Source organism: Variovorax paradoxus, assembly GCF_040544635.1.
GTDB classification, from domain to species: Bacteria; Pseudomonadota; Gammaproteobacteria; order Burkholderiales; family Burkholderiaceae_C; genus Variovorax; species Variovorax paradoxus_R.
This window is the reverse complement of the sequence record NZ_JBEPKJ010000013.1, coordinates 167,608-191,831: the sequence shown is the minus strand read 5'-3', so window position 1 is coordinate 191,831 and position 24,224 is coordinate 167,608. Positions and strand designations below refer to the sequence as shown.

The 24,224-nt window shown below is 66.6% G+C and carries 19 protein-coding genes and 1 riboswitch; of the genes, 11 read left to right on the top strand and 8 right to left on the bottom strand.

The features are described from left to right. Positions 1-20: 20 nt before the first annotated feature. A complete protein-coding gene (locus ABIC94_RS21755; protein WP_436318076.1) occupies positions 21-2,966 on the bottom strand; it encodes a DUF349 domain-containing protein in 2,946 nt (981 codons plus the stop codon). 138 nt (positions 2,967-3,104) lie between these two features. Then, positions 3,105-6,926 carry a DUF748 domain-containing protein gene (locus ABIC94_RS21750; protein WP_354375052.1) on the bottom strand — a complete coding sequence of 1,274 codons (3,822 nt, stop codon included), beginning with the start codon at positions 6,924-6,926 and terminating at the stop codon, positions 3,105-3,107. 596 nt (positions 6,927-7,522) lie between these two features. On the opposite strand from ABIC94_RS21750, the gene ABIC94_RS21745 reads away from it, so the two are divergent. From ABIC94_RS21745 to nrdR, 3 genes are all read left to right on the top strand, one after another. After that, a complete protein-coding gene (locus ABIC94_RS21745; protein ID WP_354375051.1) occupies positions 7,523-8,374 on the top strand; it encodes a lytic transglycosylase domain-containing protein in 852 nt (283 codons plus the stop codon). Between the two features lie 41 nt (positions 8,375-8,415). Further along, positions 8,416-8,542: riboswitch (ZMP/ZTP riboswitch) on the top strand. Between the two features lie 41 nt (positions 8,543-8,583). Continuing rightward, positions 8,584-9,828, top strand: coding sequence for a serine hydroxymethyltransferase (glyA, locus tag ABIC94_RS21740; protein WP_307576638.1), 1,245 nt, complete (start codon positions 8,584-8,586; stop codon positions 9,826-9,828). A gap of 21 nt (positions 9,829-9,849) precedes the next feature. Next, a complete protein-coding gene (gene nrdR, locus ABIC94_RS21735) occupies positions 9,850-10,293 on the top strand; it encodes a transcriptional regulator NrdR (protein WP_354375050.1) in 444 nt (147 codons plus the stop codon). A 36-nt stretch (positions 10,294-10,329) separates the two neighbouring features. Here the strand turns inward: nrdR and ABIC94_RS21730 are convergent, their stop codons facing one another. Genes ABIC94_RS21730 through pilV form a run of 6 tightly spaced genes read right to left on the bottom strand, consistent with a single transcriptional unit; the run spans position 10,330 to position 17,531 of the window. After that, a complete protein-coding gene (locus ABIC94_RS21730; protein WP_354375049.1) occupies positions 10,330-10,872 on the bottom strand; it encodes a GspH/FimT family pseudopilin in 543 nt (180 codons plus the stop codon). 14 nt (positions 10,873-10,886) lie between these two features. Beyond that, on the bottom strand, positions 10,887-11,312 hold the full coding sequence (locus ABIC94_RS21725) for a type IV pilin protein (RefSeq protein WP_354375048.1): 426 nt from the start codon (positions 11,310-11,312) through the stop codon (positions 10,887-10,889). Beyond that, positions 11,309-15,274, bottom strand: coding sequence for a pilus assembly protein (locus tag ABIC94_RS21720; RefSeq protein ID WP_354375047.1), 3,966 nt, complete (start codon positions 15,272-15,274; stop codon positions 11,309-11,311). The genes ABIC94_RS21725 and ABIC94_RS21720 overlap by 4 nt, the downstream gene beginning before the upstream one ends. A gap of 30 nt (positions 15,275-15,304) precedes the next feature. Further along, positions 15,305-15,958, bottom strand: coding sequence for a pilus assembly PilX family protein (locus ABIC94_RS21715; protein ID WP_354375046.1), 654 nt, complete (start codon positions 15,956-15,958; stop codon positions 15,305-15,307). Further along, positions 15,955-16,932 carry a PilW family protein gene (locus ABIC94_RS21710; protein ID WP_354375078.1) on the bottom strand — a complete coding sequence of 326 codons (978 nt, stop codon included), beginning with the start codon at positions 16,930-16,932 and terminating at the stop codon, positions 15,955-15,957. The genes ABIC94_RS21715 and ABIC94_RS21710 overlap by 4 nt, the downstream gene beginning before the upstream one ends. 14 nt (positions 16,933-16,946) lie before the next feature. Beyond that, positions 16,947-17,531, bottom strand: a complete 585-nt coding sequence (gene pilV, locus ABIC94_RS21705) for a type IV pilus modification protein PilV (RefSeq protein WP_354375045.1) — start codon at positions 17,529-17,531, stop codon at positions 16,947-16,949. Between the two features lie 165 nt (positions 17,532-17,696). Between pilV and ribD the strand changes: the two genes are divergently transcribed. The 8 genes from ribD to tolQ all read left to right on the top strand — a co-directional run bounded on the left by ribD (position 17,697) and on the right by tolQ (position 24,218). Next, entirely contained in the window at positions 17,697-18,824 is a 1,128-nt protein-coding gene (ribD, locus tag ABIC94_RS21700; protein WP_354375044.1) for a bifunctional diaminohydroxyphosphoribosylaminopyrimidine deaminase/5-amino-6-(5-phosphoribosylamino)uracil reductase RibD, read from the top strand. Positions 18,825-18,911: 87 nt separating this feature from the next. Next, positions 18,912-19,586 carry a riboflavin synthase gene (locus tag ABIC94_RS21695; protein ID WP_354375043.1) on the top strand — a complete coding sequence of 225 codons (675 nt, stop codon included), beginning with the start codon at positions 18,912-18,914 and terminating at the stop codon, positions 19,584-19,586. Beyond that, complete coding sequence (gene ribBA / locus ABIC94_RS21690; RefSeq protein WP_354375041.1) at positions 19,583-20,737, top strand: bifunctional 3,4-dihydroxy-2-butanone-4-phosphate synthase/GTP cyclohydrolase II; 1,155 nt, start codon at positions 19,583-19,585, stop codon at positions 20,735-20,737. The genes ABIC94_RS21695 and ribBA overlap by 4 nt, the downstream gene beginning before the upstream one ends. Positions 20,738-20,743: 6 nt before the next feature. Further along, the gene (ribH, locus tag ABIC94_RS21685) at positions 20,744-21,211 is read left to right on the top strand and encodes a 6,7-dimethyl-8-ribityllumazine synthase (protein WP_354375040.1); all 468 of its coding nucleotides are present in this window, start codon (positions 20,744-20,746) and stop codon (positions 21,209-21,211) included. Continuing rightward, entirely contained in the window at positions 21,208-21,759 is a 552-nt protein-coding gene (gene nusB / locus ABIC94_RS21680; RefSeq protein WP_354375039.1) for a transcription antitermination factor NusB, read from the top strand. Before ribH ends, nusB begins: the two co-directional genes overlap by 4 nt. A gap of 88 nt (positions 21,760-21,847) precedes the next feature. After that, positions 21,848-23,044, top strand: coding sequence for a pyridoxal phosphate-dependent aminotransferase (locus tag ABIC94_RS21675; protein WP_354375037.1), 1,197 nt, complete (start codon positions 21,848-21,850; stop codon positions 23,042-23,044). Beyond that, complete coding sequence (locus ABIC94_RS21670) at positions 23,041-23,499, top strand: YbgC/FadM family acyl-CoA thioesterase (RefSeq protein WP_157614416.1); 459 nt, start codon at positions 23,041-23,043, stop codon at positions 23,497-23,499. The genes ABIC94_RS21675 and ABIC94_RS21670 overlap by 4 nt, the downstream gene beginning before the upstream one ends. After that, positions 23,496-24,218, top strand: coding sequence for a protein TolQ (tolQ, locus tag ABIC94_RS21665; protein ID WP_012748214.1), 723 nt, complete (start codon positions 23,496-23,498; stop codon positions 24,216-24,218). Before ABIC94_RS21670 ends, tolQ begins: the two co-directional genes overlap by 4 nt. Positions 24,219-24,224: the final 6 nt, after the last annotated feature.

Here is a 24,224-nt window from a genome sequence, read left to right as displayed (position 1 = left end):
GCGATGCGCGGGTGCGCGCTTTACTTGCGCAACAGCGCCTTCAACGCATTCTGCAGGCGGCGCGCGCTGGCCGCATCGTGCGCGGCTGCCAGCACTGTGCCTGCGTCCTGCCCCCAGGTCTGGACCGGTGCCGGGTCACCTCGCTTCGTCAATAGCTTGAGCTGCAGCGCGCGACGGGCGTCGAGCTGCTCGGCGGGCGTCGGCACTTCGGCAGCCATTTCCAGGCGCAGCAGTGCTTCGGCTGCTTCATCGGGCGCGGCCTTGGGCGCAGAGCCGATGGCCTGGGACCAGCCGCTGCGCACCGCGGGCGTCACCGCGCGACCCAGCTCCTGAACGCTGGGCAGCTTGGCCGCATCGCGCTGCTCCCATGCGCCGAGCACTTGGGTGAGCGCTTCGCCGTGGGCCTGGGCCGCCAACTTGCGCAGCGCCATGTCCGCACGCTCGAGGGCTTCGCGCTGCGCCCGGAAGGCGGCATCGCCGAGCCTGGGGCCACGGTCTTCGAAGCGCGGCGGACGGTCGCCGAAGCGCCCGGCCGGTGCACCGCGATCGCCGCGGTCGCCACGCCCATCGGGACGAGGCGCACCGCGATCGCCAGGGCGACCCGGGCCGCCCGGGCCCGGACGGGCAGCGCCATCGCGCCGATCGCCGAACCTGCCGCCGGCGCGGCCCGCGGGCGCCGCTTCGGCCTTCTTGTTGCCGGGGCGGTCGTCGCCGCGCACGGCAACAACCGGCTTGGGCGCCGGCTTCGGCGGTGCGGGCGGTGCCTTGGCCTCTTCGGCCGAAGCAGCTTCGCCGGCTTCATGTGCGGCGCCATCGGCACGCGCAGAAGCATCGGCGCCGTCGGCCGGTGCCACGAGGTCGGCGTTGGCAGCCGGTGCCGGTTCGGCGCGCGTGCCCGGCAGGGCTTCCGCATCGCTCGAGCCCGGAGCCTGTTCGGCGCTTTCGCCGAATTCGGCCGCAGCCTGTCCGGGGGCGGCCACTTCGGTTGCGCCGACCGGAGGGCCGTCGCTGGAGGCTGCGGTTGCCGGCTCGGGCTTTGCGGCGGGTGCCGGCGGGGGCGCCTCGCCACGCAGCGCGGCTTCGAGCCGGGCGATGGCGGCGCGAATCTTTTGCACGTCGCCGCCGGCGTTGGCCGCGTCGAGCGCCTTGGAAGCCTCGAGCACATGGCGGTCGTGTTCGCTCATTGCGGTCGCAGACTTCTCGCGCTCTGCCGTCTTGCGATTGAAGGCTTCGTCGATGGGTGCGCGGAACGCGTCCCACAGCTTCTGTTCGTGGCGGCGGTCGAGCGGCACGCTCTGGGCCTCCGCCTGCCAGCGCTGCTGCAGCGCCTTGACGGCGTCGATGCGCAGCATGGGCTGGGCGCCAAGCTCGGCGGCCTCGGCGATCATGGCCTGGCGCCGTTCGATGCTGGCCTTTTGCGCCGTCTCAAACGGGGCGCGCGCAGCGCCGAATGCTTCGTTCCACTGCGGCTGCAGCTCGGCAAAGAGCTTCTCGCCCACGTGACCGGCATCACGCCAGCGGTCGGCGAACTGGTGCAGCGCGCGGTTGTGCGCCTTCAGATCGGAAGCGTCGGCGTGCTCGGCCGCCCAGGCCTTGACCTCTTCGATGAGGGCCACGCGGTGGGCGCGGTGCTCGGCCGCATCGGCGCGAACCTTTTCGAGCCAGGCTTCCACCACCTTGTGGGCTTCGTTGCAGGCTTCGTCGAAGCGCTTCCAGAGCGCATGGTTGGGCACGCCGCCCTGGTCGGCCTGCTTCCACTGGTCGCGCAGCGAACGCAGCGTTTCCTGCATCTTGCGGCCGCCGAGAGCCTGGCCTTCGGGGCGCTTGAGCAGGCCTTCGGCCTTGGCCACGAGATCCTCGCGCACCTTGTCGGCGCTCCAGCGCTGCCAGCCTTCGAGTTCACCGGCGGCAACCAGCGCCGCATGCACGCGGGCCTCGAGCGGTGCCTCGACCAGCTTGCCGTGTTCCTTCAGCACCGCACGCAGCGCGGCGGCCGCACCGGCGCTGGCCTTGCCGTGGCCTTCGGCGGTTTCCTGTTCGAGCTTGGCAAGCGCCGCCTGCACGGCCTCTTGCGCGGCTGCGCGCACGGCCGGATCGACCTTGGGTGCGGCAGGCTTGGCGGGCGCGGCCTTGGGTGCGACCACTTCGCCGCGCGCGGTGCGCAGCTCATCAGCCCACACCGGCACCGGTGGGAGCGATGCAGTGGGATCGGCAGCCGCGGCCTGCGCCTGGGCCAGCGCCGCATGGAACGCATCGGACACGACCAGCAATTGCGCCTTCGACGATTCGAGCTGCGGGGCAAACCTGGCGTCCAGGCTGTTCCAGTTGGCGTCGGCCGTGATGTCGCCCGCCTGCTGCTGCCAGTGGGTGACGTCGGCGCGCAGCGATTCCTCGGCGGCCTGTGCGTCTTGCCAGCCCTTGGTCGAAAGCACTTCGAAGCGCTGCGCGAGCAGCACGGCGGCTTCGCGGTGCACCTGGGCACGGTGCTGCAGGTCTTCGATACCCTTCACGCGCTCGGCGAGTTGCACCTTGAAACCCGCGAGCGGCTCGCGCGAGAGAGGCGCGCCGGCCTTGGCGGCATCGCGCTGCCAGGCGAGCGCATCGGCGATGTTGAGCTTGGACTGGCCCAGCAATGCCTCGGCCTTTTGCGCCCATTCGGCGGCAATGGCTTCCTGGCCCTTGGCACGCTTGAGTTCGTCGAGCTTTTCGCGCAACAGGCGCGCCGCGCCCTTGTCGCGGCCGCTCAGCTCCTTGAAGACTTCCTGCATCTGCTCGGGCGCGGGGTTGCCCGCGAGCCAGTCGCGGATGCGCGCGGCGCGCTCGCCCGAGGTTGGCGCGGTGAAGGCGCCGCCGGTGAGCGTGTCGAGGGCCTGGAGGTCGTGTGGCTTGGAAGAAGTAGAGGTCACTTGCGCGAGATCGTTGTCTGAAGAGAGAAAGCGAAGGCGCCGGCAAAGGCCGGCGCACATCGACATTTTCACCCAGTTGTGGCGGGCGGTTGAATTCCATGCCGGGACAGCAGCCAATTGGCTGCCGGAAAGCCGGGCCGGATGCCTACATATATAGCAAGCCGGCGTAAAAAACCAAGTGTCTATTGTTCTTGTTCTTCACTTCATCGCCAGGTTGAGTTCGGCGCCCGGTTTCCAGTCGGTACCGCTCGCCTTGGTTTTCACGGCGCCAAGGAAGAGGCGCTCGCTCGGAAGCTTCTGCGCCAGAAGGTAGTCGCGCACCACGGCCCCGCGCTCGACGGCCAGCTGCCGCATCGACTCCTCGTCGACCGGAACGCTCGTGAGCAGCAGATTTTCCATTTCCTTCACCGGCAGGTCCTTGGCCAGCCCGACCATGTTGCGCGGCTTGGTGATGTCGGCACGCTTGTACACGGCGGTCAGCAGTTCGGGGTATTCGGCATCGGTGACCGGCGGCACATCGGTGCCCGCCTGCCCGCCGCGCACCGCCGCGCGCCGCTTCTCGGCCTGGGCCAGTTGGCGCAGGCGCTGGCGCTGGTAGGCGTCGCGCTCCTGCTCGAGGCTGGAAGTGCCGACCACCGTCATCTGGAGGGTCGGACGCTCCACCAGGGCCTTGACGACCTTGTCGAGGCTTTCCTTCGCGCTGGTGCTGAGCGTCGAGCTGCCGGGCTCGAAGGTGATGGTGCTCGATTCGCCGCTGCCCCCGCCGAGCCCGCCGGTCAGCAGGCTGAAGGGAGACGTCGCCGCCTTGACAATGAGGTTGACGATGGCCTTGAAGATCAGCGGGCCGATACTGAACTGCGGATCGTTGAGCGAACCGCGCAGCGGCAGGTCGACGTCGATCACGCCGTTGCGGTCGGCCAGCAAGGCCACCGCGAGCCGCACCGGCAGGCTGTTGGGCGCGCCCTGCACTTCTTCGCCGAACTGCAGCTGGTTGAGCACCAGCTTGTTGGTGGCCGTGAGCTGGCCGTCGGCCGCGATCTTGTAGTTGACGTCCATGCTCATCTTGCCGCGCTCGATGCCGTGGCCCGAATAGCGCACCGAGTACGGCGACAGCGGCGCCAGGTCGAGATCGCGCATCTTGGCCGTGATGTCGAGCTCGAGCGGCTTGGCCAGCGGATTGAGCTTGCCGGTGATTTCCAGCGCGGCCGTCTGCTGCGCCTTGCCGCGCAGTTCGAGGTCGGCCAGCGCGGGGCGGCCGCTCTCGCCCTTGGGCGGGTTCGACGAGAAGGAACTGAGCTTGCCGGTCAGTTCACTCAGGTCGGCCGAGTAGTTGGGCTTGACGAACAGGTCGGTGAAGTCGATCCGCCCGTTGACCAGGCTCATCGGGCCGAAGTTGATGACCGGCTTGGGGCCGGTGTCGGCTTCGGCCTGCGCCGTTGCAACAGGCGCCGACGCTGGTTTTGCCGGCTCCGCGCTGCCGCCGACCATGGCCTCGGCCGACGCCGGGGCACCGCCCGACTGCGGCACGGGCGCGGTGGTGGTGGTGGTGGTGGTGGTACTGGTTCCGCCGAGACTCCTGCGGGTTTTTGCTTCGGCGCTTGTCGCTGCTGCGGCATTGGCTTCGGCTTCGCCCTTCTTGGTCAGGTTCAGCAGGTTCAGCCGCCCGGTGGGGTCGACGATCACGCGGGCGAAGAAGTCGGTCAGGGTGGTTTCGCGCACGTCCACCGCCGGCGGAGCGTTGGGCGCCATGCTCACCTGCAGGCCGCGCAGGCTCAGGGTCTTCCAGCTCAGCAGCTGGTTGGTGTTGCGGTCGAAACCCGGCGACTGGGTGAGCGAGACGCTGTTGGCGCGGAAGTCGTCGAGCGCAGTGTCGCCGGCCAGCTTCAAGGTCATGCCGGCCGGTGCGCTCGCATAGCGCACGGTGCCGCGATAGCTCGCGAAGGCGCGGCGAATGTCCACATTGAGGGCGTCGGCGTAGTAGGCCTTGAAGGCATGGGCGGGAAACGACGCCACTTCGAGCCGGCCTTCGGCCGAGAGCGGCTTGAGCACCACGTGGCCCTTGTAGTCGAAGCGGCCCGGCTCGGCGCGCCGCGAACCGATGCGGCCTGAAATCTGCAAGGGCGATACCGTGTTGGTTTCGGGCGCGACCTTTTGCGCGTTCAGGTTGAGCGCGGTGATCTCGACCGCCACCGGCGTCGCGCTGGCCTTGTCTGCATATGAAAGAGTGCCGTTGTCGACCGCCAGCGTGCCGATGGTCAATGCCCAAGGCTTGGTGTTGGCGCCGGGCGCTGCCGTTCCGGGACCGGTACCCGCGGGTTTGGGCGCGGCCACCTTGGCCTCTGCCGCCCCGCCGCCGGCCGGCGTCTTGAGCCAGCGTTCGAACATCCAGCGCTTTTCGCTGTCGCGTTCTATATGCACCTTCGGATTGGTGGCGGTGAACGAGGCCACGTTCAGCGTGTGCTTGGTCATGTCGACCTCGGCGTCGACCAGCTCGAAGCGGCCGACGCTCGCCAGCGCCGTCTTGGCCTGGGTCAGCGCCAGGCCGTCGGCAGCCAGGCGCCGGGCCTTGAACCTCAGATCGGGCTGGGCCCAGGCGACGTCGATTTGCCCGCTGAGCTTGCCGTCGAGCGTGGGCTCCAGGCTTTGCGCCAGGTAGGGTGCCGCCAGCGACAGCGGCAGCGCATCGACTTCGGTCTGCACATCGGCCGCCTTGTCGGTGGCACTGCCCTGGAACTTGAGCGTGGCGCCGCCAATGGCGGTGCTGCCCTTGAATTGCGCCGGCTTCTCCATCGGCCAGGTGACACCGGTCGCATCGAGGCCGAGCGCACTCACCTCGACGGCGGCGGCCGGCTGAACGGTTTCGTCGCGCCATCCGATGCGGCCTCCGCTGAGGGCAATCTTGTCGACCTGGACCTTCAGCTTCGGCTTTTCGGGCGCCTTGCCGGCCGGGGCGCTTGCCGCGGCGGCAGGCGGAGCCACTTTCTCGGCAACGCCCGTGGCCGGATCGGTCGCGAGCAGGTTGAGCTGGCCCTTGGCGTCACGGGCGACCGCGAGCTGCGGGTTGGAGAGCGCGACTTCGCTCAGATGAAACACCGACTCCAGCGGCCGCACGTCCGCCAGCGCCAGCTTGAGCGATTCGAAGCCGAGCAGGTCCCGGCCCCGTGCGTCGCCCAGCTTCGCGCCATGGGCTTCGACGGTGCCGGTGATCCTCAGGCCGGGCGTGGCGGCCTGCGCGAAGTCGATCTTCAGGTCGGCATCCAGGCTGCCCGCCTGCAGTTTCACCGGCAGGCCGCCCGGGATGTAGCCCAGGTAAGGCACCAGGTCGAGGCCCTTGAACTGCACGTGGGCGTCGGTCTTGCGGCTTTCCGCGAACGGCGTGGTGAACGCGGCCGAATCGAACTTGCTGCCGTTGAGCGTGAAGGCGAGCTTGGGCTCGGTATTGATGTCGCGCTTGGAAGCGAGATTGCTCAGGAAGGGCACGTTGAGCATGAAGTCGCGCAGCTCGTGCTTGCGCTTGACGGTCTGGTCGTCGAAGTCGACCGCGCCGTTCTTGATCGAGATGTTGTAGATCGCGAAGCGCGCCGGTTCGGCCTTGGGGTCGGGCGGCGGGGCGGACGCGAGCTTGGCCACGATATCGTCGATGTCGTACTTGCCGTCGGCAAGGTGCGTGAGCAGGATGGCCGGCGATTCGACAGTGACCGCGTCGATCACCGGCGCCAGACGCAGGAGCGATTGCAGCTCGGCGTCGGCATAGATGCGCTTGACTGCCACTTGGGGCCGGCTGCCGTCTGCCGTGGCAATTTGCAAATCGTTCAGCGCGAGTTCGAGGGTCCAGGGCTTGAAGTCGATCTTGCCCACGGTGACCTGCCGCCCGAGCTTCTCGCTCGCGATCTTCTGAATCTGGCTTTTGGCGATCGGCGGGACTGCGAGCCAGGCAATGGCCCAGAGAGCCAGAAGAACGAGCAAGGCGACGATCCCACGTCGCACCCATTTGTTTTGTTTGAGCGAAGCTACATCCATCGCGGGAGTGTGCCGCAAAGAGCGGCGAAGGCAGAAACAAGAAAGCCCGGAACTCGACCTAAGTCTCATTACCGGGCTTGATGGCGGGCATAAGACCCATGCCATCGTTTCGCACGACCGGAAGTTAATGGTTCCTGCCGTGCTGGCAGCAAGAGATTGCCGCCGTGGATCCTCCATCGTTCCAGCCCTTGACTTGCACCTCGGACTGCCGGATTTCGGAAAACCGCCTGAGTTCTCAGGCCAGTTCAGATTAGGCCTCGCGCCTGTGCATTGCAATCCCCTCCCCCAAGGGATTTCCCTTGCTCATCGCATCAAAAATGCTGATTTTGTTTAAATATGTAAACATATAAGGAATTGGCTTCTTATACTTGACCGTGTATTTAGCCGCGCTAGAATCCGCCTGCCCCTGGCCTGCCCCAGACCCAGCAGGGGCCCCTGAACCCGCTGCCGAATTCCCCCGGCTTGATCAGGCCGCCGCGCTCCTACCCTTACACCTCCACGCGCGGAGCCTGATTCGTACCAATCCAAGCGCCGTTGCCTTTCATCCATCGTCTCCCGAGGCGCTGCGAAGAGGTGCCGCACAGAAAGGAAGAGCGATGAACAAGGCGTTTGATGCCACAGCCCGCGGGCTAAGGACCTTTGCGTCCGATGTGGCAGACGGCTTTTTTGAAATCACCCACAACGGGTTTGCACTGGTTGGCCTGGCCATCGTGTTCGCGGCCCTTGCCCTTGTGGCACGGCCTGATTTGCGCCAGACAGGCGAAGAGCAGCTCATGGGTTGGCTCCAGTCGCGCAAGCCCGCGCCTGAACCCACCGACCTCGAGCCGACCGCCATCGTGCGCACCACGGCCGCGAGCCCCGGCGACCTGCCCAAGCAGCAGGCCGCCGTGGCTTACTGGCTCAGCAAGAAGTACCGCGTGGCGGCCGAACCGCTGAGCGTGCTCGTCGCAGAGGCGTACCAGCTGGGCAAGCGCACCAAGCTCGACCCGACGCTGATCCTCGCCATCATGGCCGTCGAATCGAGCTTCAACCCGTTCGCCCAGAGCCACGTGGGCGCACAAGGCCTGATGCAGGTCATGACCCGCGTGCACGGCGACAAGTACGAAAGCGCGGGCGGCACGCTCACCGCCTTCGACCCGGTGACCAACATGCGCGTCGGCGTGAAGGTGCTGCAGGAATGCATCGCCCGCGCCGGCTCGCTCGAAGGCGGCCTGCGTTATTACGTGGGCGCGGCCAACCTCGACGACGACGGGGGCTATGCGGGCAAGGTCCTCGCCGAACACCAACGGTTGCTGCAGGTGGCCAATGGCCGCAATCCGCCGACGGTAACGCCCCCGGCGCCGGTCATGCGCGCGCAGCCGATCCCCGTCGCGGTACCGCCCAAGCCGGAACAGTCCGCCCAGCCGGCCGACCCTCAAAAAGTCGCCCTGCTTTCGGAAGTTTCCTGAGCCCCTGCCCCATGGGCAAAACCATGGGGTGAGATACACTCCGTTCCGTACGCGACTGGCGATAGGCGCAGCACCTTCAAAGGTGCCACGCGCTGACGTGGAATACCACTGGGAAGCGTACCGCCTGGCATTCAAACAGGCGTTCAGCCGTTCGCCTGGGCAGCCCTTGTTTGGTTGAAGAACAAGGACCTCGTCTTCAAAGGACTGCCATGTACCACCGCAATATTCTGGTCGAACAGACCGATCCCGAAATCTGGGCTGCCATCCAGGCCGAAAACGCCCGCCAGGAACATCACATCGAGCTGATTGCGAGCGAAAACTACGCTTCGCCGGCCGTGATGCAGGCGCAGGGCTCGCAACTCACCAACAAGTACGCCGAAGGCTACCCGGGCAAGCGCTACTACGGCGGCTGCGAGCACGTCGACGTGGCCGAGCAGCTGGCCATCGACCGCATCAAGCAGATCTTCGGTGCCGACGCCGCCAACGTGCAGCCGCACTGCGGAGCATCGGCCAACGAAGCCGTGATGCTGGCCTTCTTGAAGCCCGGCGACACCATCATGGGCATGAGCCTGGCCGAAGGCGGCCACCTGACCCACGGCATGCCCCTCAATATGAGCGGCAAGTGGTTCAACGTGGTGAGCTACGGCCTGGACGCCAACGAAGCCATCGACTACGACGCGATGGAACGCAAGGCGCACGAGCACATGCCCAAGCTCATCATCGCGGGCGCCTCGGCTTATTCACTGCGCATCGATTTCGAGCGCTTCGCCAAGGTGGCCAAGGACGTGGGCGCGATCTTCATGGTCGACATCGCCCACTACGCCGGCCTGGTGGCCGCGGGCGTGTACCCCAACCCGGTGCCGCACGCCGACGTGGTGACGTCCACCACCCACAAGAGCCTGCGCGGCCCGCGCGGCGGCATCATCCTGATGAAGTCGCAGCACGAAAAAGCCATCAACAGCGCCATCTTCCCCGGCCTGCAAGGCGGCCCGCTGATGCACGTGATCGCCGCCAAGGCCGTCGCGTTCAAGGAAGCCATGACGCCCGAGTTCAAGGCCTACCAGCAGCAAGTGGTCAAGAACGCCCAGATCGTGGCCGACACCCTCACCGAGCGCGGCCTGCGCATCGTGAGCGGACGCACCGAAAGCCACGTGATGCTGGTCGACCTGCGCGCCAAGGGCATCACCGGCAAGGAAGCCGAAGCCGTGCTGGGCGCCGCCCACATGACGATCAACAAGAACGCGATCCCCAACGACCCTGAAAAGCCGATGGTGACCAGCGGCGTGCGCATCGGCACCCCCGCCATGACTACGCGCGGCTTCAAGGACGAAGAGGCCCGCATCACGGCGAACCTGGTGGCCGACGTGCTCGAGAACCCGCGCGATGCCGCCAACATCGACGCGGTGCGCGCCAAGGTGCACGCGCTCACGAGCCGTTTCCCTGTCTACCGCTGATCGTCCGCAAGACCTGGCCGCATGAAATGCCCTTTTTGCGGTCATCTCGAAACGCAGGTCGTCGAGACCCGTGTTTCGGAAGACGCCGACTTCGTGCGCAGGCGCCGCCAGTGCAGCGCCTGCGACAAGCGCTTTACGACTTATGAGCGGCCGGACGTCAACTTTCCGGTCGTCGTCAAGAAAGACGGCAGCCGCGCCGATTTCGAATCATTCAAGGTTCGCGCCTCGATGATGCTGGCGCTGCGCAAGCGGCCGGTGAGCATCGAGCAGATCGACAACGCCTTGTTGCGCATCGAGCAGAAGCTGCTTGCCAGCGGCCTGCGTGAAATCGATTCGACGAAAGTCGGCGAACTCGTGATGCGCGAGCTCAAGAAGCTCGACAAGGTGGCTTACGTGCGCTTTGCTTCGGTGTACCGGAGCTTCGAGGACGTGGACGAGTTCAGGCAGCTGTTGCGGGACATCTGAGTAGCAGGAGGCCTCGGGGCAAGCCCCGGCGCCAGTTCATTTGCCATCGTTGCCGCAAACGCCGCTTCCGCAATCGCCCCGCACATCGGGGTTGCAGACCCTGGCACGGCCCGATGCCGACACCACGATTGATGTCCTGCGGCCCGACTCGGCCTTCAGCGTCAGGCACCCGGCGCCGAAGCCAGAGCCGCCCGCCCGGCGCGAGAAGCCGTTGCTGTCGTAATCCAGGCCCTGCACGAATCCGTCTCCCAGCGCTGCATCGATGCTCACGCCGTTCGGAAGCCTTTCGAACTTGCGCAGCGTTTGCAGTGCGTCGTCGGGCCCGGCGCGCACGGCCCAGCCGGTCGACCAGTCGTTGGCCTCGAGCGCAAGCACATGGACCTTCTGCGAACGCTGAATGGCCTCGGTGCGCGCCAGGTTCAGCGCGGCGACGAAGCCGTTGGACGCGGCGGCAAGGCGCTGGTTGAGCAGCAGGTCGCGAAATGCCGGAACGCCGAGCGAACCCAAGATCGCCATGATGGCCAATACAGCCATCAGCTCGACCAGCGTGAAGCCGGCCGGCGCCGTGTTCGTCGGCAATCGACCGCCGCGCCTCACTGCCAGCACCAGGCCCCCTCCGTTCCATTGCAGCCCTTTCCGCCCATGCTGTCGATCCAGAGCGCCCCGACCTCGGGATCGGAGAAGCCCGGTTTCGGGGTTGCCGTCAGCCTGATGCAGCGGTCGATGCTGCCCTGTCCCTCGCAGTTGCCGCTCTCGACGAAGTACTTGCCGCCCGCACCGCCCTCGCCCGACTCGCCTTCGTAGCGCTTGTACTGGCCGGTGAGCGTGTACTGCCGCTCCTGCTGCTGCATCTGCTGCATCAAGGCCGATCGCGCTTCAGCGCGCCAGCCCTTGCGCACAAGGCCGAGGTACGACGGATAGGAGATGGCGGCCAGGATGGCGACAATCGCGACCACGATCATCACTTCGACCAGCGTGAAACCGGTAATGCGCTTCGCCACGCCATTCGGGGCCTTCATGGCTTCGCCCGCTGGAAGTCGACCACCTGGCGCCAGTTCAGGCGCCCGGCCACCTGTGAAACCTGCCCGCCCTCCACAGGCTGAACGGTCGAAATACCGGCCCCGCCCGCGCCGCCGCGAGAGCCGACGTTGATGACGGAAAGCTTCTTCGTTTCCGACCGGCGTCCGAACGCGTCGGAGGCGCCGTAGGCGCTCTCGCCCAGTTCAACCAGCAGGGGCGACGACAAGGGCCCGATGGTCGAAGGCACGCAGGTCCCGCCGTGCGAAAGTCCGGTCATCGCATTGACCGCGCAACTGCGGCCGCCCCCGTTCGTGCCGCATGCGTCGACATTCGGCATCAGCGTGTTGAAGAACAGATAACCATCGCTCAGCGTCAGACGTGAAACCTGCCGCTCGCCCGACTCGAGCGCGCGGGGAAGGTCGAAATACCAGCCGCGGCGGCTCGCCATATTGCGGTTGCCGGCGCCGTAGACGAAGGGTTCGCCCACGATCGCCGGCAACGCCTGGCCCGTTGCAGCAACGGCTGTGCGCGCCTGAAGCTGCGTGCGCGTCTCATGCGCCGGAATGGCCGTGCCGGAGTCGTACACGCCGTACAGCGTTTGCACGCCATGGCTGGCGCGACCGATGTCTTCAGCTGTCACGAATTTGCCGGTCCCGAACAGCACGATGGCACCGCCGTTCGGTCCCACCCCCACTTCCGGCGCCACGGTGATGGGCTGGCGCTTTGCGTTCACACCAGCCGACATCGCAACCATGAGCGGAAGTCCTTTCAAGCCGAGCGCGTTGTCCTCGTTCCATGGCGCATGGCCGGCGAAGTCGAACTTCCACAGGTTGCCCTGCGTGTCGCCGGCGTACAGCCAACGCACCCGGCCATCCGCCGCGGCGTAGTCACCGGGCGCGCCGAGGGCATTCACCAAGGCCTTGTCGGCCGGAACCGGCAGCACGATCTTGTGATAGTTGACGCCCCGCTTCCAGGCAGCACCAGCGGGCTTGTCGAGCGAGAGCAGGAACAGCGCCGCGCGCCTGTCCGGATTGGCGTTGTTGAAGCCCGATGGAACAACAGCGAACCAGGCATAGGCCGCAGCCTCGGTACGGGTGGGCGCGGAGATGCGGAACTTCATGATGCGTGGCGCCTGCAGCACATGGCCCATGTCGCCGTCGTCGAGCCCCGTGAACTCCCACAGCACCTTGTCCGCCGAAAAGGCGGCGGGGTCGGAGACATCGAGTGCAAAGACGCCGGTCGCTCCGGCGCCTGTGCCGGAGACCAGCACGGTCCTCCACGTGCCATCGGCCATCCTTGCTTCCGCCGCGGCCGGCGAGCCGTCGACATAGGCCTGATGCACATAGCCGGGCGAGGTGTAGCCCGAGAGCTTCGGGATCACCGCGCGCGGCACGTAGGCGAAGAGCTCGCTCCCGTTGACGGCGGAGAACGCATGCAGCATGCCGTCGTTCGCACCGATGTACACCGCCGGCGATCGCGCCCTGTGCGCTTCGACGAACCGGCCGTAGCCGGCACCCTCCACGCGCGAGCTCGGCGGCCCTACGAACAGTGGGTTCGAATTGGCCACGTCGCCCATCACCGAATCGCGCACGCGGAACATGCCGCCCGGCGCCGACAGTTCCTTGCGGCGATCGCCGCGCAGGTAGGCCAGGCGATCGCCCCCCAATGCATCGGATGCAGTGGGCACCTCATACGGCGTCGAATTCAGATGGCTCCGCAGCGGGTTGTCGAGTGCTTCCCACCGGAAAGGCACGCCGACGCCGGCCGTCGAAAGGGTGAAGATGTTCCTGTCCGAAGGATCGCGTGCAGCAACTGCCGGCTGAGCCGATGCGTTGCCGGTCAGCAAGGCCCCGGCGTCCCAAGTGGGCTCGTCCGACTGGTGTACCGTGCCCGAGGCGGCGTTGTAAGCCAGTGGATACGACAGCAGCGTGCCCGACCAGCGGTGTCCGCTGAAACGGGAGACATAGAGGCTGCTTGCGGCCTCGCCGATGCGGTCCGATGAAATGGCCGCGTCCGTTGCGCTCCCACCGGGTGGCGCCGCTGCCGATTCGAAGATCCGGTGGATCGCACCGAGCAGTTGCTGCGGCTCGCCGGCCAGGAAGTAGTTCGACGGCTTGGGCTGGCCATCGTCGTCGATGCCCTCGGCCCATTCCGCATTGCCCGCCGCGTCCGGCCTCCCGATGCCGCCTGAAACTCGAAATGGATTGCCGTCGTTATTGCTGTCCGCAAAGCCTCCGTACTTCGAAGCAAGATAGAGCGCACTGCCTCGCTGCCCCTGGCGGACTACACCCTGCCCGCCTGCATCCAGATCGACACCGAAGGTCTGGACCCGCACCTCGGGATAGTCGGCACGAATCTTCTGCGTGTTGGCCCAGTAGGCCAGGCCCGCCATGCCGAACGAGCCCTTGTCGGCGCCGGTTTCCGCACTTGCGATGGTGCTCGCCGTCAGTTGCGCGCCGCCCTTGTAGTTGAACGCCGGCAGGCCGCGGTTGCCGGCAGTCGCAAGGCCGGTCTTGCCCGAAGGGTGCGTATAGGAAAGCGACTCGCGGTTTTCGAACGCACCGACCAGGCGGGTCCAGTAGGAGGTATCGGGCTCGAACGACGCATTGCTGAAGCTGCGGCCACCGCCCGGTAGCCCGGGCAGGGAACGATCGCCGTGCGTTTCCAGATCTCCGATGGCCAGGATGTAGTTCTTGCGGCAGCCGGCTGCCACCGGGTCCCAGCTCTTGTGTCCATCGGTGCGCCATTGCGCGGTGTCGTTGTAGACGGGCAGCCCGTCCTTTCGCGGATCATTGATCGCGGCTACGCCCGCCATTGCATCGCGAGTGGGCACCTTGCCCTGCAGGTACCGCAGCGATTCGTAGTAAAGCTCGCCCGCGGGATCGAACTTCTTGTACGCCCCCGAGCGTCCGAACCGGTTCAGGTAGTTGACGACCCCGCTGAATGGGTAACCCTGCGCCGTGGGAATCGGATCGTTGATGAAGACACCGGTCTTGGCGTCCCACTCGGTCTGAGGGTTGTCCACCCTGTCGAGGCCGGCCTCCAGTTTTTTAGGGCCGGCGTATTTCATCGGCGCCCGCAGCACGCCTCCATAGCGGGCCGGGTCGTTGTCGAGCAGATAACCGAACACGGCAAAGCGCAGCCGGTCCGCGTAGCGCTGAATCTCACCTACGGGTTTGAAATGCCCTCTCGGGTATTTGAGACAAAGATCGCCCCGCGTCGCGGCTTCGGCCACGGTGCAGACCTCGACCCGCGCGAAGTACGGCGCGCTTGTTGCACCAGGGCCGTATTGCTGATCGGTGCCGGGGCTGGCACAGCTGCCGCTCGCACCCGGCCCGACGAACATGCGGTCGAAACAGTTGTTGAAATGAAGGGTGCCCGCCGCGCGCACCCCATTGCCGGTGCCCGTGACCAGCGGCGTGAGCTTGTCCAGATGGCCGGTCACGGCCTTGTCTGGGAAGTAAGGGCTGCGATAGAAGTCTTCCGGCAGCACCGCGCGTTGCAGCACGGTGCTGCCGGCGTTGTCCACCACCCGGTCTCCGCCCGTCAATGCAAGCCGCAGCACGTCGATGGTGGAGGTCGCGGCCCAGTTCAACAGGTTGCCGCTCCATTGATGGGCGCATGCAATCTCGCCGCCGGCGAGCCTGGTTGCGGGGGCCAGACGCTTGAAATGGCCATCGGCAACCGCATAGTCGTAGCAGGCCATCGGGTCCCAGTAGCCCCGATAGACCTTCTTCCAGTCGAAGCCGCCACGGTAGGCCGCACCGGTGTTCGAGAACTCCAGCGCAAGATCGAGCACCATGTTCGGATCGACGCGAGACGCCATGGAAGACAGCGGCTCGCTCGGCAGCTCTACCGCCGGCGCCAGGCCGGGCTCAGCCGCAGATGCCGATGGGCTGATGCAAAGCGCCAACGCGACAACAGCTGCGGCCGCAATGCCGTGACTTTCAAGAGAACGCATTTCGGGTTCCGTTTCAGCAAAGAGAAAAAGTCAGGAAGGGCAGCCGGGACTGGCGGCCGATTTGTACAAGCTGGTCTGCAGCACCACCTGCGTCTCCTCGCGCATGCCGTAGCCGATGGCCGTGACGCGAAAGAGATGCGAGGCGTTGCGCACGCTCGCGCTTTGCAGCTGGCTGGATTGCCAGCCGCCGAGATTGCGGACCGCCTCGACGATGTAGCGCGGCGCACGCGCGGGCAAAGTGCCGGCACGTACGCCGGTGGCCGCATTGCCGGCAGCGTAGGTTTGTCCGGTGAAGGTGCCGTAGGCGACCGACGTTGCGCTTTCGGCCGCAAAGTCGGCGCTCATCCAGACCGGCTTGGCACCGGGCTCACCCTGGGCGCACAGCCCCTGGCGAATGCCCGTGCCGCCGCATCCCGGAACGAAGGCCGAGACATCCTTGCCGTTGAAAAGGCAAAGGCGCTGTGCCGTGCTGGCATTGGGGCCGAGCACATCGCGCTCGGCGTCGATGAGCGCCGCTTCGGCGGCCTGAAACGCGATTTCGGTGTCGCGGTCGTTGCGCGCGCTTCGCTCGCCCACCAGCGAGACCTGTGCCGCGCCGATGCCCAGCACCATGGCAATGGTCAGCATCAGCAGCACCACGATCAACGAGAAGCCTCGCTGCGCGGTATGCGCGGTTCGACTCATGGCGCCGGCTCCTTTATGGCGTTGCGCAGCATGACGGTGAATGTGGCGGTGCGCCGCAACCGGCCATCCGCCGGCGGCTTGAAGCTCACGCCGGAAAACTCGGCACCGAGCGGATAGAGAAGTTCGCCTTGAGTCCGGGACCAGCTGTCATTGCGACCGCTGCGCGCGACCATGCCGATGCGAAGGCCGACGACCTTGCGCCATTCGCCGTTGATGGCAGCGGAGGAGCCCGCCACCAGCGCCTCCAGCTGCGCCGCATCGAGCCAGCGTTCGGGCACACCATCGCCATTGCCGTCGTAGGCATAGACGACCTTGAACACCTCGATGCCCCTCGCCAGAGGCTCGGACCTGAACGCGCCTTCCCTGCCGCTGCGGTACTTGCAATAGAGCTCGGGCTCCCTGTCGGCTGCTTCCGCCACATGGAAGAAGCTCCACGCGCGATCGTCGAGCGACGGTTTGCCGTCCGAAGGCCCGGCCTGAGCAAAGCCCATGCAATCGATCATGGTGCCATCGGGCTCGGTGTCGTCGCCTCCCACGCGGCTGCGGCCGAAAAACCGGACGCGCAGCGAATCGCTTCCGTTCACGCCCCTGCTGTTGTGTGTGCCGTGGCTTTCGCCAGTGAAACTGACCCGCGCATCGCTCGCACCGACGATGTCCAGGTCGGAAGGATCGTCCGACGAGGCCATCAGATTCGCGCTGCTGCCGATGACCACGGTGCCGTCGGAGACGGCATGGTCGGGCGCGTAGTCGGAATAGCCGGCTTGCCGCACGATGCCCCTGACGACGAAAGCCGCGAACCTCAGCGAGTCTTCCACCGCCTGCGCTTCCGCGTTGGCGGCAAAGAGTTGCCTGCTGCCGAGGAATGTAGCCGTGGCGGCGAGCATCACCACCAGCCCGATGGCCGCGGCGACCATCAGCTCGACCAGGGTCATGCCGCACTGGCAAAAATGCCTTCCGTGGCCGGGAGCACGCATGGCCATGCGTGCGCCTATTCGGAAACCAGCTGCATCACGAGACGAGGCGGCAACTCCCGTTGCTGATTGCCCTCCTGGCCCTCCTGCCTCGCGTCCGCGGCAACGGCATGCGGCACCCAGCCGAGCTTCACGACGACATTGCGGCCGGACTGGCTGCATGCCCAGGCGTATTCGCCGGCCGCCGCGTTCCAGGGCTTGTCGTCGAAACACACGCTGAGGCGGGCCCCGGGCAGCGCCTTGGCAACGCGACGCTGCCACTCGCTTATGTCCCAGGCGGCGAGACTTTCCGGATCGCAAGTCGTGCCAACCCCGGTGCATCCGCTGGCCGCGAGCCCCGTGCCGACATCTGCAGTCCAGTTGGCGACGAGGTAGGTATTGCCCGCGTCTTTCCTTGCCGCAACACCCGGGTTCATGCGAACCTTTTCAGACAGATCGCGAACGAGATTGACCGCCGCGGCGAACGTTGCGGCTTCCTTGCCCGTTCGCACTGCCGCGAGCAGCATGCCTATGGCGCCGAGCAAGCCGACGCTCAGCACCACGATGGAAACGAGCACCTCCACGAGCGAGAAGCCCGCGGAGGCCTGCCTTGATGTAGCCATTTTTCGATGTCCTCCCCCGTCCTGCAACTTCGGTTGCTTCTTTGTTCCTGCATCGAAACTGGAGCGTAGGCGCGGCTCCCGGCAGCGCGTTTGCCGTTCATCCGCTTTTGACCGCCGCTCGTATGATCCAGCGGCTCCGGTGTTAAATAATTCTTCTCGCAGCCCATGCCTTCCCCCGAACAAGACGCGCAGCACATCGCCACCGCATTGCAGTTGGCCTCGGCCGCGTTGTTGCTGACCGATCCCAACCCGCGCGTCGGCTGTGTTCTGAGCGACGCGCAGGGCCGTGTGCTGGGCCAGGGCCACACGCAGCAGGCCGGCGGACCGCATGCCGAAGTGATGGCGCTGCGCGATGCGGCGGCCAAGGGCCATTCGGTTGCGGGCGCCACCGCCTACGTCACGCTCGAGCCCTGTTCGCATCACGGGCGCACCGGGCCCTGTTGCGACGCACTCATTGCGGCCGGCATCGGCCGGGTCGTCGCATCGCTCGCCGATCCGAACCCGCTGGTCGCCGGGCAGGGCTTTGCCCGCCTGCGCGCAGCGGGTGTCGAAGTGGAAACCGGCCCCGGCGCGGCCGAGTCGCGCGAACTCAACATCGGTTTCTTCAGCCGCATGGTGCGCAAGCTGCCCTGGGTGCGCCTCAAGGTGGCGGCCTCGCTCGACGGCAAGACCGGCCTTGCCAACGGCGTGAGCCAATGGATCACATCCGAGGCCGCCCGCGCCGACGGCCACGCGTGGCGGGCCCGTGCCAGCGCAGTGCTGACCGGCGTGGGCACCGTGCTCGAAGACAACCCCCGGCTCGACGTGCGCATGGTCCAGACGCCGCGCCAGCCGCATCTGGTGATCGTCGACAGCCATTTGCAGACGCCGCCCGATGCTCATGTTTTCATAGCAGGCCGTCCGGTGTGGATCTACGCGTCGGCGCGAGACGAAGCCCGCGCCGCCGCCCTGGAAGCACGCGGCGCCACGGTCACCTGCCTGCCCAATGCGAGCGGCAAGGTCGACCTGGCCGCGATGCTGCAGGACCTGGCGCAGCGCGGCGTCAACGAACTCCACGTCGAAGCCGGCCACAAGCTCAACGGCTCGCTGATCCGCGAAGGCTGCGTCGACGAGCTGCTGGTGTATCTGGCGCCCAAGCTGATCGGCAGCGGCCTCGACATGGCGAGCCACCTGCACGCCGAAGGGCCGCTCACCACGCTGGAGGGCGCGCTGGCGCTCGAATTCAAGTCGGTGCAGATGCTCGGGCCCGACCTGCGGGTCGTGTCGCGGGTGTGTGGGCGCGACAGCTTCTAGCGGCCAGCCTCGGGCAACCGGCGGCGGATTGCACGGCCAAAGCGCCGCGGAAAGGCCGAGGGTCCGCGCATCTGCGAAAATGTGCGAATGTTCACCGGAATCATTACCGGCGTGGGGCGCATCGCCGCCATCCACGACCTCGGCCCCTCCTCCTCCTACGGCAAAAGACTCGGCATTTCGGTGCCCGACGGATATCTCGACGATGTAGGCCTCGGTGACAGCATTGCGCTCAACGGCGCCTGCATGACCGTGACCACCCTCGATCCGGCACAGCAGCAGTTCACCATCGACATCTCGGCCGAATCTCTCGACAAGACCGCGGGCCTCGTCGAAGAAGGCGCCTGCATCAACCTCGAGAAGGCGCTGCGCGCCAGCGACCGGCTGGGCGGCCACATCGTTTCGGGCCATGTCGACGGCATCGGCACGGTGAGCCAGTTCGCGCCCGTGGGCGAAAGCTGGGAGCTGCGCGTGGTCGCGCCGCCCGCATTGGCGCGCTTTCTCGCCTACAAGGGCTCCATCACGATCAACGGCGTGAGCCTTACGGTCAACAGCGTGAGCGACATCGAAGACGGCGCGGAAATCAGCATCAACCTGATCCCGCACACCGTCGAAAACACCTCCCTCGGCAGCCTCCAGGCCGGCTCGAAGGTCAATCTCGAAATCGATACCGTGGCGCGCTACGTGGAGCGCATGCTTCAGGCCGGCGTTCTTGCGCCCATGGCCTCCACGCAATCCACGTATTCCAAGGACACTTCCGAATGAACGCCTCCGTCACGCCCATCGGCGCCTCCCGCAACTCGCGGGCACCCGCGCCGATTTCCTCGGTCGAGGAGATCGTGGCCGAGCTCGCCGCCGGCCGCATGGTGATTCTGGTCGACGAGGAAGACCGCGAGAATGAAGGCGACATCGTCATTGCGGCAGATCACATCACGCCCGAAGCGATCAACTTCATGGCGCGCCACGCGCGCGGGCTGATCTGCCTCACGCTCTCGCGCGAAATGTGCGAGCGGCTGCAATTGCCGCCGATGGTGTCTCGCAACGGCGCCAAGCATTCGACAGCTTTTACCGTTTCGATCGAAGCGGCCGAAGGCGTGACCACCGGCATTTCGGCCGCCGACCGCGCCCGCACCGTGCAGGCCGCCGTGGCGCGCTATGCCGTGGCCAGCGACCTGGTGCAGCCGGGCCATATCTTTCCGCTGCAGGCGGTGGACGGCGGTGTGCTGATGCGCGCCGGCCATACCGAAGCCGGCTGCGACCTGGCGGCCATGGCCGGCTGCTCGCCCGCCTCGGTGATCTGCGAAGTGATGAACGAAGACGGCACCATGGCCCGCCTGCCGGACCTGCAGGTGTTCGCCGCCGAGCACGGACTCAAGATCGGCACCATTGCCGCGCTCATCGAGCACCGCAGCCGCACCGAATCGCTGGTTGAAAAAGTCGGTTGCCGCGAAATCCAGACCGCCTGGGGCACCTTCACCGCCCACGCCTTCACCGACAAGCCCAGCCGCGGCGTGCACCTTGCGCTGGTGCGCGGCACGTGGGCGCCCGACGACGTGGTGTCGGTGCGCGTGCACGAGCCGCTCTCGGTGCTCGACGCGCTCGAAATCAACCGCTCGCTGCACTCGTGGAGCCTGGACGCCAGCCTGGCGCACATCGCGAACGAAGGCAAGGGCGTGGCCGTGCTGCTCAACTGCGGCGAAACGGCCGGCGAACTGCTTGCCCAATTCGACGGCACCGCGCGTCCCGCGCAAGCTCCCGAACGCGGCCGCATGGACCTGCGCAGCTACGGCATCGGCGCGCAAATCTTGCGCGAATGCGGCGTGCATAAGATGAACCTGCTCGGCACGCCCCGCCGCATGCCGAGCATGGCTGCGGGCTACGGCCTCGAAATTGCCGGCTACCTCACGAAAGACTGACACGACATGCAAGGTGCAAACAAGGGAGCGGATGGAAAGCCGCTCGACGGAAAAGGGCTGCGCATCGGCATCGTCCAGGCACGCTTCAATGCCGACATCACGGACGCACTTGCCGCGGCCTGCCTCGCCGAGCTCGAAAAGCTGGGCGTGGCGGCGGACGACATCCACCACGTGCAGGTTCCCGGCGCGCTTGAAGTGCCCGTTGCCCTGCAGGCCATGGCCAGGCGCGGCGGGTACCACGCGCTTGTAGCCCTGGGCTGCATCATCCGCGGCGAAACCTACCACTTTGAACTGGTGGCCAACGAATCCGGCGCAAGCGTGAGCCGCATCGCGCTCGACCATCGCATCCCCATCGCCAACGCGATCCTCACCACCGAAAACCTGGAACAAGCCGTCGCCCGGCAGACCGACAAGGGCCGCGACGCGGCCCAGGTCGCCGTCGAGATGGCGCGGTTGCTGGCCTCCCTGACATGACCGAAGACAACAACAACGACAAAGCAGCCGGCGCCAAGCCGCGCCCGGCGCGGCAAGTGCGCACCGGCCTGACCAGCACCGGCGCACGCAAGGCTTCGGCCAAGTCGAACCGCAGCCGCGCGCGCGAATTTGCGCTGCAGGCGCTCTACCAACACCTGGTGGGCCGCAACGACGCGGCCGCCATCGACCAGTTCACGCGCGACCTCGCGGGCTTCCACAAGGCCGACGCCGCGCATTACGACGCGCTGCTGCACGGCGCCATCGAAGGCGCCGAACAGCTCGACGCCCTGATCCGTCCGCTGCTGGACCGCAAGTTCGAAGAAATCTCCCCCGTCGAGCACGCAGTGATGTGGATCGGCGTGTACGAGTTTCAGCACTGCCTCGACGTGCCATGGCGCGTGGTGCTCAACGAGTGCATCGAGCTTGCCAAGGAATTCGGCGGCACCGACGGCCACAAGTACGTGAACGCCGTGCTCAACGGCCTGGCGCCACAGCTGCGTGCGGCCGAGGTGGAGGCCGACCGCACTTCCGGCAAGGCCAGGACGTGAGGAGCGCCGCCCGGCCGCCCGAAGGCGCTCGCCCCCTCGCTTGCGAGGGGGGTGGCGTAGGCGCGCAGCGCCGTAGCTTGGGGGTGCAATGAGGATTTCGGCGCGCGCACAGCGCATCGAACCGTTCTATGTGATGGAGGTCGCCAAGGCCGCCGGCGTGCTTGCGCGCGAGGTGGCCCACACCGACCGGCCGATGATCTTCCTGAACATCGGCGAGCCCGACTTCACCGCGCCGCCGTTGGTGCAGGAAGCCGCGGCACGCGCGGTGCGCGCCGGCGCCACGCAGTACACGCAGGCCACCGGGCTCGACCATCTGCGCGAGCGCATCAGCGGCTGGTATGCGCAGCGCTTCGGCGTCGACGTGCCGGCACGCCGCATCGTGGTGACGGCCGGTGCTTCGGCCGCGCTGCAGCTGGCCTGCCTGGCTCTCATCGAATCCGGCGACGAGATCCTGCTGCCCGACCCGAGCTACCCCTGCAACCGCCACTTCGTGAGCGCTGCCGATGGCACCGCCGTGCTGGTCCCCACCACGGCCGAGGAGCGTTTTCAGCTCACCGCCGCCAAGGTGGAAGCCGCGTGGACCGACAAGACGCGCGGCGTGCTGCTCGCCTCGCCCTCCAACCCCACGGGCACCTCGATTGCGCCCGACGAACTGCGCCGCATCCACAACGTGGTGTCGCAGCGCGGCGGCATCACGCTGATCGACGAGATCTACCTGGGCCTGTCGCACGACGAGGCCTTCGGGCAGACGGCGCTTGCCATCGACGACAACGTCATCAGCATCAACAGCTTCAGCAAGTACTTCAACATGACCGGCTGGCGCCTCGGCTGGCTGGTGGTGCCCGAAGCGCTGGTGCCCGTGGTCGAGCGGCTTGCGCAAAACCTTTTCATCTGCCCCAGCACCGTGTCGCAATATGCGGCTCTGGCCTGCTTCGAAGACCCGAGCATTGCCGAATACGAACGCCGCCGCGCCGAGTTCAAGGCACGGCGCGACTGGTTCATTCCGCAGCTCAATGCGCTGGGCCTCAACGTGCCGGTGGTGCCCGATGGCGCCTTCTACGCCTGGGCCGACTGCACCAGCGTGGCCGAGAAGCTCGGCATTTCAGGCAGCTGGGATTTCGCCTTCGAAACCATGAAGCGCGCTCATGTGGCCGTGACGCCCGGCCGCGATTTCGGTACCGCCGAAACCGGCAAGTTCGTTCGCTTTTCCACCGCCAGCTCGATGGCTCATCTCGAGGAATCCATCGAACGCCTGCGGGCCATGATCGCGAACCCGGCCCGATGAGCTACGCGTTTCCGATCCGCGTGTATTGGGAGGACACCGACGCCGGCGGCATCGTGTTCTACGCCAACTACCTCAAGTTCATGGAACGCGGCCGCACCGAATGGCTGCGCTCGCTGGGCGTGGAACAGCGAAAACTGCGCGAGGAAACCGGCGGCCAGTTCGTGGTGAGCGAAACGCAACTCAAATACCATCGCCCCTCCCGCCTCGACGACGAACTGCTGGTTACAGCCGATCTCCGACAAATGGGCACGGCGTCGTTGATAATCGGTCAGCAGGTGCTATCAAAAACAGAGCAAGAACGAACGGGGGCCCCGGCGCCCGTCCTTCTGTGCGAAGGCACCATCCGCATCGGCTGGGTGGACGCCACTACATTGCGCCCCGCGCGCATACCGACCCAAGTTTCGGGAACCCTCGAGCGCTCCGGCGGCTCCATGACTCAACCTTTCAAGCCATGAACCAAGACCTCTCGATCATCAATCTCCTCCTCCACGCGAGTTTCGTGGTCCAACTGGTCGTGCTGCTGCTGGTGATCGTCTCGATTGCCAGCTGGGCCGCGATCATCCGCAAGTACTTTGCCCTGCGCCGCATGCGCGCGCTGAACGACGACTTCGAACGCGAGTTCTGGTCGGGCACCAGCCTGAACGAGCTGTTTGCCTCGGCTGCGCAGAACGCCAAGTTCGCCGGCCCCATGGAGCGCATCTTCGCCTCGGGCATGCGCGAGTACCAGAAGCTGCGCGAGCGCCACGTGAGCGACGCCCCCACGCTGCTCGACGGCGCCCGCCGCGCCATGCGCGCCAGCTTCCAGCGCGAACTCGACGCGGCCGAGCAGAACCTTTCGTTCCTGGCCACCGTCGGTTCGGTGTCGCCGTACGTCGGCCTCTTCGGCACGGTCTGGGGGATCATGCATGCCTTCACCGGCCTGGCCGCGCTCGCGCAAGTGACGCTGGCCACCGTGGCGCCCGGCATTGCCGAAGCACTGGTGGCCACGGCCATCGGCCTGTTCGCGGCCATTCCGGCGGTGGTGGGCTACAACCGCTTTGCGCGCGAAATCGACAAGATCGCCATCGCCCTCGAAACCTACATCGAGGAGTTCTCCAACATCCTGCAGCGCAACCTCTCGGCCAACCCGGCCGCGGTGGCGTCTGCAACTTCGGCGGCTCCGGCCAACCGCTGAGCGGAG

Excerpts from the sequence above, each read along its gene's own strand:
- tolQ (WP_012748214.1), top strand. The coding sequence starts at position 23,496 with ATGAACCAAGACCTCTCGATCATCAATCTCCTCCTCCACGCGAGTTTC.
- ABIC94_RS21720 (WP_354375047.1), bottom strand. The coding sequence starts at position 15,274 with ATGCGTTCTCTTGAAAGTCACGGCATTGCGGCCGCAGCTGTTGTCGCG.
- nrdR (WP_354375050.1), top strand. The coding sequence starts at position 9,850 with ATGAAATGCCCTTTTTGCGGTCATCTCGAAACGCAGGTCGTCGAGACC.
- ABIC94_RS21710 (WP_354375078.1), bottom strand. The coding sequence starts at position 16,932 with ATGCGTGCTCCCGGCCACGGAAGGCATTTTTGCCAGTGCGGCATGACC.
- glyA (WP_307576638.1), top strand. The coding sequence starts at position 8,584 with ATGTACCACCGCAATATTCTGGTCGAACAGACCGATCCCGAAATCTGG.
- ribD (WP_354375044.1), top strand. The coding sequence starts at position 17,697 with ATGCCTTCCCCCGAACAAGACGCGCAGCACATCGCCACCGCATTGCAG.
- ABIC94_RS21715 (WP_354375046.1), bottom strand. The coding sequence starts at position 15,958 with ATGAGTCGAACCGCGCATACCGCGCAGCGAGGCTTCTCGTTGATCGTG.
- nusB (WP_354375039.1), top strand. The coding sequence starts at position 21,208 with ATGACCGAAGACAACAACAACGACAAAGCAGCCGGCGCCAAGCCGCGC.
- ABIC94_RS21695 (WP_354375043.1), top strand. The coding sequence starts at position 18,912 with ATGTTCACCGGAATCATTACCGGCGTGGGGCGCATCGCCGCCATCCAC.
- ABIC94_RS21675 (WP_354375037.1), top strand. The coding sequence starts at position 21,848 with ATGAGGATTTCGGCGCGCGCACAGCGCATCGAACCGTTCTATGTGATG.
- ABIC94_RS21725 (WP_354375048.1), bottom strand. The coding sequence starts at position 11,312 with ATGAAGGCCCCGAATGGCGTGGCGAAGCGCATTACCGGTTTCACGCTG.
- ABIC94_RS21750 (WP_354375052.1), bottom strand. The coding sequence starts at position 6,926 with ATGGATGTAGCTTCGCTCAAACAAAACAAATGGGTGCGACGTGGGATC.
- ABIC94_RS21670 (WP_157614416.1), top strand. The coding sequence starts at position 23,041 with ATGAGCTACGCGTTTCCGATCCGCGTGTATTGGGAGGACACCGACGCC.
- ABIC94_RS21755 (WP_436318076.1), bottom strand. The coding sequence starts at position 2,966 with ATGTGCGCCGGCCTTTGCCGGCGCCTTCGCTTTCTCTCTTCAGACAAC.
- pilV (WP_354375045.1), bottom strand. The coding sequence starts at position 17,531 with ATGGCTACATCAAGGCAGGCCTCCGCGGGCTTCTCGCTCGTGGAGGTG.
- ABIC94_RS21745 (WP_354375051.1), top strand. The coding sequence starts at position 7,523 with ATGAACAAGGCGTTTGATGCCACAGCCCGCGGGCTAAGGACCTTTGCG.
- ribBA (WP_354375041.1), top strand. The coding sequence starts at position 19,583 with ATGAACGCCTCCGTCACGCCCATCGGCGCCTCCCGCAACTCGCGGGCA.
- ribH (WP_354375040.1), top strand. The coding sequence starts at position 20,744 with ATGCAAGGTGCAAACAAGGGAGCGGATGGAAAGCCGCTCGACGGAAAA.